The 12,120-nt window shown below is 60.5% G+C and carries 10 protein-coding genes; 2 read left to right on the forward strand and 8 right to left on the reverse strand.

The genetic code is table 11. The annotated features are described in order from the left end of the window. Positions 1-7: 7 nt before the first annotated feature. Positions 8-940 (reverse strand): 50S ribosomal protein L3 N(5)-glutamine methyltransferase, encoded by a 933-nt coding sequence (gene prmB, locus CKW09_RS17470; RefSeq protein WP_061795964.1) that lies wholly within the window; start codon positions 938-940, stop codon positions 8-10. A 170-nt stretch (positions 941-1,110) separates the two neighbouring features. Between prmB and smrB the strand changes: the two genes are divergently transcribed. Next, positions 1,111-1,641 (forward strand): endonuclease SmrB, encoded by a 531-nt coding sequence (smrB, locus tag CKW09_RS17475; RefSeq protein WP_061795739.1) that lies wholly within the window; start codon positions 1,111-1,113, stop codon positions 1,639-1,641. Positions 1,642-1,705: 64 nt separating this feature from the next. Here smrB and sixA read toward each other — a convergent pair whose 3' ends face one another. From sixA to CKW09_RS17500, 4 genes are all read right to left on the reverse strand, one after another. Beyond that, positions 1,706-2,188: a phosphohistidine phosphatase SixA gene (sixA, locus tag CKW09_RS17480; protein WP_061795738.1), complete on the reverse strand. Its 483-nt coding sequence runs from the start codon at positions 2,186-2,188 to the stop codon at positions 1,706-1,708. Between the two features lie 404 nt (positions 2,189-2,592). Further along, positions 2,593-4,758, reverse strand: coding sequence for a fatty acid oxidation complex subunit alpha FadJ (gene fadJ, locus CKW09_RS17490; protein WP_061795737.1), 2,166 nt, complete (start codon positions 4,756-4,758; stop codon positions 2,593-2,595). After that, positions 4,758-6,068: an acetyl-CoA C-acyltransferase FadI gene (fadI, locus tag CKW09_RS17495; protein WP_061795736.1), complete on the reverse strand. Its 1,311-nt coding sequence runs from the start codon at positions 6,066-6,068 to the stop codon at positions 4,758-4,760. Before fadI ends, fadJ begins: the two co-directional genes overlap by 1 nt. A gap of 181 nt (positions 6,069-6,249) precedes the next feature. Beyond that, the gene (locus tag CKW09_RS17500) at positions 6,250-6,546 is read right to left on the reverse strand and encodes a YfcZ/YiiS family protein (RefSeq protein ID WP_073970247.1); all 297 of its coding nucleotides are present in this window, start codon (positions 6,544-6,546) and stop codon (positions 6,250-6,252) included. Positions 6,547-6,952: 406 nt separating this feature from the next. Here CKW09_RS17500 and fadL point away from each other — a divergent pair, with 406 nt between their 5' ends. Continuing rightward, positions 6,953-8,230, forward strand: coding sequence for a long-chain fatty acid transporter FadL (gene fadL / locus CKW09_RS17505; protein WP_095098585.1), 1,278 nt, complete (start codon positions 6,953-6,955; stop codon positions 8,228-8,230). Between the two features lie 55 nt (positions 8,231-8,285). Here fadL and bglB read toward each other — a convergent pair whose 3' ends face one another. From bglB to mlaA, 3 genes are all read right to left on the reverse strand, one after another. Then, on the reverse strand, positions 8,286-9,425 hold the full coding sequence (gene bglB / locus CKW09_RS17510) for a beta-galactosidase BglB (RefSeq protein WP_061795734.1): 1,140 nt from the start codon (positions 9,423-9,425) through the stop codon (positions 8,286-8,288). Positions 9,426-9,463: 38 nt separating this feature from the next. Then, on the reverse strand, positions 9,464-11,026 hold the full coding sequence (locus CKW09_RS17515; protein WP_095098588.1) for an MFS transporter: 1,563 nt from the start codon (positions 11,024-11,026) through the stop codon (positions 9,464-9,466). Positions 11,027-11,352: 326 nt separating this feature from the next. After that, a complete protein-coding gene (gene mlaA, locus CKW09_RS17520) occupies positions 11,353-12,114 on the reverse strand; it encodes a phospholipid-binding lipoprotein MlaA (RefSeq protein WP_061795732.1) in 762 nt (253 codons plus the stop codon). Between the last annotated feature and the right edge of the window lie 6 nt (positions 12,115-12,120).

Below are 12,120 nucleotides of genomic sequence, written 5' to 3' on the forward strand. Positions count from 1 at the left end.
ATTATGCTTAGCTGCGGTAGATGCTGAAGTGCGCCTTGCAATCAATCAGTTGCTGTTTGGTCAGCATGAATACGCCGTCGCCGCCGTTGTCGAACTCCAGCCAGGTGAACGGAACATCCGGATATTGTTCCATCAGATGTACCATGCTGTTGCCCACTTCACAAATCAGCACGCCGTCGTCGCTGAGGTAATCCGGCGCGCAGGCCAGGATGCGGCGCACCAGCTTCAGGCCGTCGCTGCCCGCCGCCAGGCCCAGCTCCGGTTCAAAGCGGAACTCCTGCGGCAGATCGGACATGTCTTCCGCGTCCACATACGGCGGGTTGGTGACGATCAGATCGTACTGGATCGCGGGAACGTCGCGGAACAGGTCGGAGCGGATCGGGATCACCTGGTGTTCGACGCCGTGCGCCTGAATGTTGCGCTCGGTTACCGCCAGCACTTCGCTGGAGATATCCACCGCGTCCACTTCCGCCTCCGGGAAGGCGTAGCCGCAGGCGATGGCGATGCAGCCGCTGCCGGTGCACATGTCGAGAATATGGCGCGGCGGGTGCGGGATCAGCGCGCTGAAGCGATCGTTGATCAGCTCGCCAATCGGCGAGCGCGGCACCAACACGCGTTCGTCCACGTAGAACTCCATGCCGCAGAACCAGGCCTTGTTGGTCAGGTAGGCGACCGGGATACGCTCGTTGACGCGGCGGATCACGCGCTCAACGATGCGGTGGCGTTCGCTGGAGGTCAAACGTGCGGTGTGCATGTCCTCTGGAATATCCAACGGCAGGAACAGGCTTGGCAGCACCAATTGCACCGCTTCGTCCCACGGATTATCGGTTCCGTGACCATAGTAGATATTGGCGGCGTTGAAGCGGCTCACCGCCCAGCGCAGCATATCCTGAATGGTGTGCAGCTCGTTCACTGCTTCGTCGACGAAAATTTTGTCCAATTTGCCCTCCGGCAGGCACTGTGATTCATGATTTAGCCGCATAGTTTGCCATGAAGCCCGCGACAAATCACGCTAACCCCTTGCGCTTTTCATTCTGGCCCGAGTTTTGCGTCGACAGCGCTCGTTCACAAGGTAAACTAGCGCGATACATGATTTCCGGTGAATGAAGAATGAAGAACAAGCACCCTCTGAGCAAAGATGAACTGCAGCTCTTCAGAGAGTCGGTTGCGGGCGCGAAAAAACTGCGACAGGACACCATCGTCCACCGCCCGCCCAAGCCGAAGATAAAACAGGTGGCGCCGCAGCGTCTGCTGCAGGAGCAGGTCGACGCGAGCTATTATTTCTCTGATGAGTATCAGCCGCAGCTGGAAGAGGAAGGCCCGACGCGCTATGTGCGCCCGGGTTACAGCCCGTTCGAGCTGAAAAAACTGCGCCGCGGCGACTATTCGCCGGATCTGTTTCTCGATTTGCACGGCCTGACCCAAATGCAGGCCAAGCAGGAGCTCGGGGCGCTGATCGCCGCCTGCAAGCGTGAACACGTGCACTGCGCCTGCGTGATGCACGGCCACGGCAAACACATTCTCAAGCAGCAAACGCCGCTGTGGCTGGCGCAGCACCCCGACGTACTGGCGTTTCACCAGGCGCCGAAGGAATGGGGCGGCAACGCGGCCATCCTGCTGCTGGTCGAGCTGGCGGAGTAACCCGCAAAAACGACCAAGGGCGATGTCAGACATCGCCCTTTTTATCGGTACCGTCAGCGGCAGTTCAGACCTTGGCCATCACCTGCGACGGACTCACCTGCCATTCGAACTTGCCGTAGCTGCCGTCGGCCGCCAGATCGACATTGGCGATGGCGGAAGTGGCGAACATCGGCGGGCATTCGCCCGGGCACAGTTCGGCCACCAGATAACCCACCAGCGGCAAGTGAGAGACGATCAGCACCGAGCTAACCCCCTGCAGCGCCAGCGCTTGCAGGTAGCTGCCTACGCGTCCGGCGTCCCCGCCGGGCGTCAGCTCGGGCAGCACTTCTTCGCCCTCCGGCAGCGTCAGGGCTTCACGCACCGTCGCCAGCGTCTGTTCGGCCCGCAGATAGGGGCTGACCAGCACGCGTTCGATATCCACAGACTTGGTGTTCAACCAGGCCGCCATCTGACGAGACTCATCACGACCGCAGAGGGTAAGAGGCCTTACCGCATCGCTGGCCGCATCGAGTGCCGCCTCTCCGTGACGCATAATCAAAACTTGCATATTGCACCGCTGTTGTTGACAAAATAACGCTATACAGAAACGCCGAGCGTGCTGTACCGCCGAGTTTTACAACCCCAAAGCCGAAGCCTTGAAACGATAACGCGCCGTCTCTCTATGGCGGCCGGGCATTTTGCCTGAAAGTTCACGTAAAGAAAACGCTGTTTTTTACATCAACCGCGTCCGGATGTGAATCAACTGCTCACATAACAAGCAATTCAACGGGTTAAATTTTAACCGTTTGACCATGAAATTTATTGATGGCGGTCAGTCTTTTGCCGCCATCGGCCTAACTTACCCCTCCCCTATCTCCCTGTACAGGGGCCGGGATTGCAGGCTTTGCAAGGAGTGATGGCGATCACAATGCGGCCCTGCTGCAACTATAGTGCAAATCGGGCCGCCCTGCGTCAGCGCCCCTGCGGGTAAAAACGCTCGCCCTGGCGCGCCATGCGCTGCAGCCTGTCGCAGGGCGCAAAGTGCTCGCCGTATTGCTGCTGCAGGTATTCCAGCGTTTTCACCACTTTCTCGGCCCCGAGTTCATCCATATAACGGAACGGGCCGCCGAGGAACGGCGGGAAACCGATGCCGAACACCGCCCCGATGTCGCCATCGCGCGCGCTGCGGATCACGCCTTCGTCCAGGCAGCGCGCCGCCTCGTTCAGCATCATCATCACGCAGCGTTGGGCGATGGTCGCCGGCTGCAGGTGCGATTTCGGCGTGATGCCCAGCAGGAGGTATAACGACGTGTCGGCGCGTTTGCGCCGCTGGCGTTGCTGGCCTTCGCTCGGGTACAAATAGAAACCGCGGCCGTTCTTGCGCCCCTTGCGCCCGTCTTTCAGCACCGCGTCGAAGGCGGCGGGCGCGGCGAAGCGCTCGCCCAACGCCGCCACCAGCACCGGGATTATCTTGGTGCCGACGTCGATGCCGACCTCGTCCAGCAGGGTGATCGGCCCCACCGGGAAACCGAAGTCCACCAACGCCTTGTCCAGCGACTCGATCGGCTCACCTTCCAGCAGGCAGCGCGCCGCTTCATTAATATAGGGCGCCAGAATGCGATTGACGTAAAAACCGGCGCGGTCGGCCACCACAATCGCCGTCTTGCCCTGTTTGTGCGCCAACGCCACGGTGGTGGCGATGGTTTCTTCGCTGGTGCCGGCATGCGGGATCACCTCCACCAGCGGCATTTTATCGACCGGGCTGAAATAGTGCAGGCCGATCACCTGCTGCGGCCGCTGCGCCTGGGCGGCGATTTGGCCGATCGGCAGCGACGAGGTGTTGGAGGCGAAGACGGTATGCGGCGCGGCGTGCCGTTCGATTTCAGCAACCATCTGCTGCTTCAGCGCCAGATCTTCAAACACCGCCTCTACCACGATGTCCGCCTGCTCGAAGCCGGTGTAGTCGCTGGAGCCGGAGATCAGCATCATCTGCTTTTGCCGCTCCGCCGGGCGCATGCGCTTAGTGCGCACCCGCTTGCCGAGCGCCTCCCAGCTGTACTTGAGCGCGTGGTTGATGCCGCTTTCGTTGACGTCTTTAATCCGCACCGGCAAGCCGCCGCGCGTGGCGGTCACGCAGGCGATGCCGCCGCCCATCAGGCCGCCGCCCAGAATGCCGACGCGATGCAGCGCGTGCGGCTGCGCATTGCCGCCCCGCTCTTTCTTCAGCGCGGTGGAGGCGAAGAACAGGCTGCGCAAAGCCGCCGACTGCGGCGTCATCGCCAGCTCGCCGAAGGCGCGCGCCTCGGCTTCGTAACCGCTGGCGCTGCCCTGATCCAGCCCGGTGCGCACCACCTGAATGATGCGCTCCGCCGCCGGATAATTGCCGTGGGTTTTCGCCAAGGTTTTTTTACGGACGATGCTGAACAGCAAGCTCCTGCCCAGCGGCCCATTGAGCAAACGCTCCTGCCACGGCAGCGCGCGCGCGCTTTGCCAGCCCAATTTCACCCGCTCGATGGCGGTCTGCAATAAAATCGACTGCGGCACGGCGTCGTCCACCAACCCCATGCGCAACGCCTGCCGCGCGCGGATGTGCCGGCCGGTCAGGATCATGTCCAGCGCCTTGCCGGCGCCAATCAGGCGCGGTAAACGCTGGGTGCCGCCGGAGCCCGGCAAGAGCCCCAGCTGCACTTCCGGCAGCCCGAGCGCGGTTTTATCATCCAGCGAACACACCCGGCTGTGGCAGGCCAACGCCAGCTCCAGCCCGCCCCCCAGGCAGGCGCCGTGGATCGCCGCCACTACCGGCACCGGGAAAGCGGCGATCTGCGCCAGGGTGCTTTGCCCCTTCTTCGCCAGCGTTTCGGCCTCTTTGGCGCTGGCGCAGGCGGCAATCATGGTAATGTCGGCGCCGGCGATAAACGAATCCGGCTTGCCGGAGATAATCACCAGCCCTTCCAACGCCGGATGTTGCTGCGCCTTGAGCAGCACGTCATTCACCTGTTCGACGAACTCGGCCTTCAGCGTATTGACCTTTTCGCCCGGCACGTCGATGGTGATCACGCCGATATTGTCCGGGCGCAGCGTCAACTGAAAAGCCGAAGGTTTGGCCCGCTGTTCGTGCAATGCGTTTTCGAAGCTCATTATTCCACCTCCACGATCATTGCGGCCCCTAACCCTCCGGCTGCGCAGGCGGTAGCCAGGCCCAGCCCGCCGCCGCGGCGTTTCAGCTCGTGCAGCGTCTGGGTGATCATGCGCGCGCCGGTGGCGGCAAACGGGTGGCCGTAAGCGATCGAGCCGCCCAATACGTTGAATTTATCCATGTCCACCGCGCCGATCGCCTGGCTGCGCCCCAGTTTTTGCCGGGCGAACTCATCGCTGGCGAACATTTTCAGGTTGGCCAGGGTCTGCGCGGCGAAGGCCTCGTGCATGTCGATCAACGTCAGATCGGCCAGGCCGATGCCGGCGCGATCCAGCGCCAGCGGCGTGGCGTAGGACGGGCCGAGCAGCATGTCTTCCCACACGTCGATGGCGGCGAAGGCGAAGCTGCGCAGATAACCCAGCGGCTGCAGGCCCAGCTCTTTGGCGCGCGACTCGCTCATCATCAGCACCGCCGCCGCGCCGTCGGTCAACGGCGTGCTGTTGGCCGCGGTCACGCTGCCGTGTTTGCGATCGAACGCCGGTTTCAGCCTGGCGTAGGAGGCCAGGCTGGAATCTTTGCGGACATTGTTGTCTTCGGCGATTTGCGCCCGGTACGGCGGCACGTAGGCGGTCATGACCTCGTCCCGCAGCCAGCCCTGCTCCCAGGCCTTGGCCGCCAGCTGATGGGAACGGTGCGCCAGCGCGTCCTGTTCTTCCCGGGTGATGCCGTGGCTTTTCGCCATTTGCTCGGCGGTGTCGCCCATGCGCAGGCCGGTGGAGTATTCCGCCACCGCCGGCGGCACCGGCATCAGATCGCGGAATTTCAATCGGCCGAACAATTTGAGGCGTTGCGACAGGGTGCGCGCCTTATTGACATCCACCAGGGTGCGCGCCAGCGCTTTGCTGACGCCGATCGGCAGCACCGAGGACGAATCGGCGCCGCCGGCGATGCCGATGCCGACGCTGCCGGCCATGATGCTTTCCGCCACGTTGGCGATGGCCTGGAAACTGGTGGCGCAGGCGCGCGATACGCTGTAGGCGTCGGTATGCACGCTCATGCCGGTGCCGAGCACGATTTCACGCGCGATGTTCGGCGCCTCCGGCATTTGCACCACCTGGCCGAACACCAGTTGCTCGATCAGCGCCGGGTCAATGCCGCTGCGGGCCAACAGTTCGCTTACCGCCATTTTTCCCAGATCCACCGCCGGAATGCCGTGATAGGCGGTCGCCTGTTTGGCAAAGGGGGTACGCAGTCCATTTACAATCGCGATACGGTCACCGTGACGGGTCACCAACGGCAGTGCCTTACTCATAAACGCTCCTGAAGAAAATAACGTCGCGCAACGGGCAGAAAGAGGTCTGACCTGATGGGGTCATTGTTAACTAAATGGTTACATTTGGCAAACCGCCAGAGGTCAAAACTGAGAGCAGGAGCAACTTTCTATCGGCGGGAAACGCGGCGCGATGAATAGCGCGCCGCAGTGCAAGGTAGGGTTAACGCAAACCGAGCTGGAAAATCAGCGTTTCCGCCTGGCAGGCGAAGGTAAAATCGGCCGCCAGCCGTACGCCGCCGTCAACCGGTTTAATGCTGCTGCTGATGTCGCAAGGGTCGGATTCCACCGCGCGCGCCTTGGCCGTCAGCGCGGCCAGCATGGCCTGCGCATCCTGTTGATTGCCAAACACCTGGCTGTAGGACGCGGTGCAATCGGTGTTGTCCATCACGGTGCCGACATCCACGCAGCAGCAAGCTGCGGTTTCCTGGGCGCTGCATTTATTAATTGCATCTGACATGGTTGGTTCTCCTCAGGGGCCACTGGCAAACGGGCCCGAACTGCCATTGACTGACCGGCATAAAGCCACAAAATTCTGCGGGTATTTTACTCCGCCGCGCAATCAATCACTAGCACTTACTTTTTATAGGTGTTTTAAGTGATGGAAATCACAAATAAAAATCGGCGTCTGCTAAGCAATGGTAAGAATTTTGTTATTTACCGTTGGCTTTTTGTTAAGCAGATCTCTTTTTTGATATCAGATTGGAAATATTTCAAAAACAAAGTTGCAACATATTCACAGGTCGGACCTATAATTCAGCCACTGGTCTGATTTGTCTGAATGATAACGGACCCTACAATCCCGCGCTCCTTGTTACCACGTGTAACAATAGTTTAAATAATAAACACATAATGAGGTTTTGGTCATGAGCCAGAAAAACCTATTTACTAAATCAGCTCTCGCAGCTGCAGTGGCAATTATTTCTTCAAACGTGTCTGCCGCAGGATTCCAGCTGAATGAGTTTTCATCAGCTGGCTTAGGACGTTCGTATTCTGGCGAAGGCGCCATCGCAGACACCGCGGCATCCGCCAGCCGCAACCCGGCCCTATTGATGATGTACACCCGCCCCGAATTCTCGATCGGCGCGGTATTTATCGATCCGGACGTGGACATCACCGGCAAATCCCCCTCCGGCGCCAGCCTGAATTCCAAGAACATCGCCCCGGTGGCCTGGGTGCCGAACCTGCATTATGTGCATCCGATTAACGACCAGTTCGCGGTTGGCGGCTCGGTCACCAGCAACTATGGCCTGGCCACTGAATTCAACGACGGTTATACCGCAGGCGCTTACGGCGGTAAAACCGATCTGACCACCGTGAACCTGAACCTGAGCGGCGCCTACCGCCTGAACCAGCACTTCAGCTTCGGTCTGGGCTTTGACGCGGTTTACGCTAAAGCCAAACTTGAACGCTATGCCGGTGAAAGCGGCGCAGCGCTCGGCATGCCGGCCGATACCCAGATCTCGCATCTGAAAGGTGACGAATGGGGCTACGGCTGGAACGCCGGCATCCTGTACGAAGTGGATGAAAACAACCGCTACGGCTTCACCTACCGTTCCGAAGTGAAAATCGACTTCGACGGCGATTATAAGAGCAGCATTCCCTCAGCTTTGAACCCGCTGCAAGGAAAAACGGGCCTGCCATGGGGCACCAACGGCAGCACTATTCCGGGTTCTCTGACCCTGAACCTGCCGGAAATGTGGGAACTGTCCGGTTACAACAAGGTGGCGCCGCAGTGGGCTATCCACTACAGCCTGGCCTACACCAGCTGGAGCCAGTTCCAGGAGCTGAAGGCCACCGGCAGCAACGGCCAGACGCTGTTTGAGAAGCACGAAGGCTTCAAGGACGCTTACCGCATCGCGCTGGGCACCACCTACTTCTATGACGATAACTGGACCTTCCGCACCGGTATCGCCTTCGACGACAGCCCGGTGCCGGCTCAAAACCGCTCCATCTCCATTCCGGATCAGGACCGCCTGTGGCTGAGCGCCGGTACCACCTACGCGTTCAACAAGGACGCATCGGTTGACGTGGGCATTTCTTACATGCACGGCCAGAAAGTCACCGTCAAGGAAGGCCCGTACACCTTCGAGTCCGAAGGCAAGGCCTGGCTGTACGGCGCCAACTTCAACTACCGCTTCTGAGCGGTATCGAACGGCAAGCCAAAGCGCCCCCAGGGGCGCTTTTTTATTGACGGTGTCATAAGTAAATGCGCGAATACTCTACCAGACACAGGATCGCCATCGCCTGGCCGTAAGGCATCGAGGTCAGCGGGATCTGGCGATAATACGCCAGCTCGCGCCCCATGGCGGTGCCGAAAGACACGTCGGTCAACTCCCCCTGCGGCGTAATGCGTTCAATCACCCCCCGTACCGCCCGCTCCGCCATCGCCGCATACTCGCCGCCGAGGTAACGCTTGCGCACCGCCTTGAGAATGCCATAGGCGAATCCGGCCGTCGCCGAAGCCTCCAGATAAGAATGCGGATCGTCCAGCAAGGTGTGCCATAACCCGCTGTCATCCTGGCAGCGCGCCAACGCCGCCGCCTGGTTTGCCAGCAACTGCTGCATGAAGCGCCGCGTGGCGTCGCGCTCGGGCAGATCCAGCAGCTCGAGCAGTTCGGGGATCACCATGGTCAGCCAACTGTTGCCGCGCGCCCAGCGCGCCCTGGCGAAATTGTGCCGCTCCTCGAAGGTCCAGCCGTGGAACCACAGCCCGCTCTCCCGATCCTGCAAATGCTGCGCATGCACCAGAAACTGGTATTTGGCCTCTTCCAGATACGCGGGACGGTTCAGCAGGCGGCCGATTTTCGCCAGCGGCAGCACGCTCATCATCAGCGTGTCGTCCCACAGCTGCTGGTGATTCTCTTCCGCCAGCGTCACGTGCTGGATGCCGCCGTCCTGGGTGCGCGGCATGTCGTGCATCACCCATTCGGCCCAGCTCTCCAGATAGGGCAACCAGCGCGGGTCCCCGGTTTCCTCATAGCGATAGGCCAGCGTCAGAAACGGACAGACGGTGTTGACGTTTTTGGTCGGCGTGCCCTCCGCCAGGCGCGCGCTGAACCAGTCATCGACGATCGCCCGCAGCCCGGCGTCGCCGGTCTGCCGGTACTGCTGATAAATGCCGTACAGGCCGATGCCATGCGTCCATTCCCAGCCGGCCCAGCCCTTGGTGTCGATCACCCTGCCGTCGTCCAGCCGCAAGAGAAACTCGCCGCTGTCATCGGTGATGTTGACCAGGTTATCCACCAGATCGGCGATGCGCCGCTGCAGCTGTTCGCGGGAGATGAAACGTTCGGGTTGGCGCAGCAGCGGGCTGTGCTTAACGGGGTATACCACCATCGGAGACTCCTTGATTGTTCGCGCTTCAGGTCTGAGGTTCAGAGGATCATCTGCTTTCTGCCGTCGATTTCCCGCGGCAGCGGCGGCGCGGCGGGCTTATGGCGATTGGCGTAGCCAATGTTGTTATTGCCCCACAGGCACTCGTAGGGCATTCCCGTCAGCAGCTCGACGGTCGCCCGCGCCTGCGGCAAGATTTTTTCCGGCACGATGCCGCGCGCCGCGCGCATCTTGGCGGTTTCCGCCCGCAAAACGCCGTGGGTGGCGAGGTTCAATTTAAAGCGCAGCGAAATAAAGAACCCTACGCACAACACCGCCACCGTGCCCAGGCACAGGATCAGCAAAATGGTATGGCTCACCGCCGGCGGCTGTTCGCCGCGGCCGGAAACAAAGCCGGAAAATTGCATCGTCAGGCCGACCAGAATCACCGCGCCAGCCTGCGAGGCCTTGCGCGTCAGGGTCATGATGCCGGCGAAGATCCCTTCGCGCCGTTGGCCGGTGATCGCCTCATCCACATCGGCGATGTAGGTATAGATATTCCACGGCACATAGTTGATGCCGCCGCGCCCCAGCCCGGCCAGTGCGGAGATCAACAGCAACAGCGAGAACGCGTCATTCAGCCCGGCGTAATACAGCCCGCCGTAGGAAAGCGCGCTCAGCCCGAACAGCGTCACCACCAGCCGGTACGACGGCGCCGGCCCAAAGCGAATGCACAGCGGGATCATGCCGATCACCGCCACGAACTGCATCACGGCCATCCAGCCCATCAGCGTGGAAGCCACCGCGGCGCTCTGCATCAGCACGAACACCACGTAGTAGGTGAACACCGCGTTGAAGACGTCCTGGGCGATGTAACCGCCGAGATACATGCCCAGGTGCTGGCGAAAAATCCGCACCCGCAGGGTGGAAGACAGTTCGACGCACAGACGGCTGAGGCTTTGGCCCAGCGTCAGCCGCCGGCGTTCGACCTGGCTCTCCGGCCCCGGCGCGCGCTCCCAGGTGAAGCGATGCACCAGCGTCAGCACCAGCGCGCACAGCACCGAGAACACCAGGCTGGCATAGAAAAAGGACACCGCATTGTCCTTGCCGAAATACCCCAGCAAAGCGCCCGGCAAAAAAGCCGCCAGGATCGCGGAAAGCTGCGCCATGGAAATGCGCGCGCCGGAAAACTTGGTTTTCTGTTTGAAGTCGTCGGTCATCTCCGGCACCAGGGTTTCATACGGCACCAGCACCATGGTGTAGACCACGTCGAACAGCAGGTAAGTCAGCAGATAGTAGCCGTAACCCATGTCGCCCACCCACATCAGGCTATAGCTGAACACCATCGGAATGCCGAGCAGAATGAAAAATTTGCGGCGGCCAAACAGCCTGCCGAGGCGGGTGGCGCCGAAGTTGTCGGTCAGGTAGCCCATCAGCGGGCTGATCAGCGCATCCAATAGCCTGGCCAGCGCAAAAATGGAGGTCGCCTCGATCGGGCTCAGGCCGCAAAAGGTGGTGTAGAAGTACAGCAACCAGGCGGCGGTCAGCGCCGTGGTGCCCGCGCCGAGAAAATCCCCCGAGCCATAGGCAAGGTAGTTGAGTAAACCTATTTTACGCGTTTTCATTGCTCCCCTCCTGATGGCGTCGGGTGTCGTAGTCCGGTGCATTGCAGAAAGCTTTCGGTAAAAGTAGGTTTGCGGCGGTCAAAAAACCTTGGTTTCTTTGCCACCCGGCGGCGAAGACTGGCGCCAAAATGAAGAATGCGCCGATCAACCATCCAATTTAATAAAACAATGTTTTAAATTTAAAGAAAAGGCCAACCGATGTTAAAGAATCGCAGTCGGGATCACGAATTTGACAGAGGTGCTGAAGGAGGACGGGAGTTCGGAAAATAAAAAATGCCGGTCGGTTTACCCGACCGGCATTTTTATCGCGCGCGGTATGGCGGGGCTTATTGCGCCGAGTCGATCTCGTCGAGATCGCCCTGGATCGCCTTGGCGTTCGGGTTCTCTTCCGGCTTCAGCGAACCGCCGTTGGCGATGAAGTCATGACGCTGGAAGTAGGCTTCGCGCACCATGATGTAAGGATCGGAAGAATTGCGCAGCAGGCCGTCGGAATCCAGCAGCTGGGCGCGGGTTTCAATGCCCTCGACCACCCACTTGCCCGCCGACATCCAGAAGGTCAGGTAGCTGAGCATCGGATACAGCGTATCCGCCCAGTCGCCGCCCTCGTCGCGCAGGGTGAAGCTGCCGTAGCCCGGCAGCATCACGTACGGGCCGTAGCCGACGTCATAATGCCCCAGGGTGCTGCCGAAACGGTTCGGTTCTTCACGCGCCAGCTTCGGGTTGGCCATGCCGGCCACGTCGATCAGGCCGCCCATCCCCAACAGGGTGTTCAGGAAGAAGCGGTTGAAGTGGATCATCCCGCGGTACGGATCGCCCTTCAGGAAGGCGTTGACCATGCTGGCCGGCTCTTCCAGGTTGGAGGTGAAGTTGCTCAGGCCGTTACGCGCCGGCATCGGCACATAGTCGCGCCAGGCCACCGCCACCGGGCGCAAGACGTAGGGATCCAGGACGTTGTAGTTGAAGTCGAACATCGTCCGGTTAAACCCTTCCAGAGGATCGGATCGCCCTTGTGGTTCATTGTCTGGCGCGCTGGCACAGCCCACCAATAATACCGTTGCGAAAGCCAGCCCAGTCAGGCGAAAGTTCATATTTTT

The sequence above is a fragment of the Serratia ficaria genome (assembly GCF_900187015.1).
In the GTDB taxonomy this organism is placed as follows: domain Bacteria; phylum Pseudomonadota; class Gammaproteobacteria; order Enterobacterales; family Enterobacteriaceae; genus Serratia; species Serratia ficaria.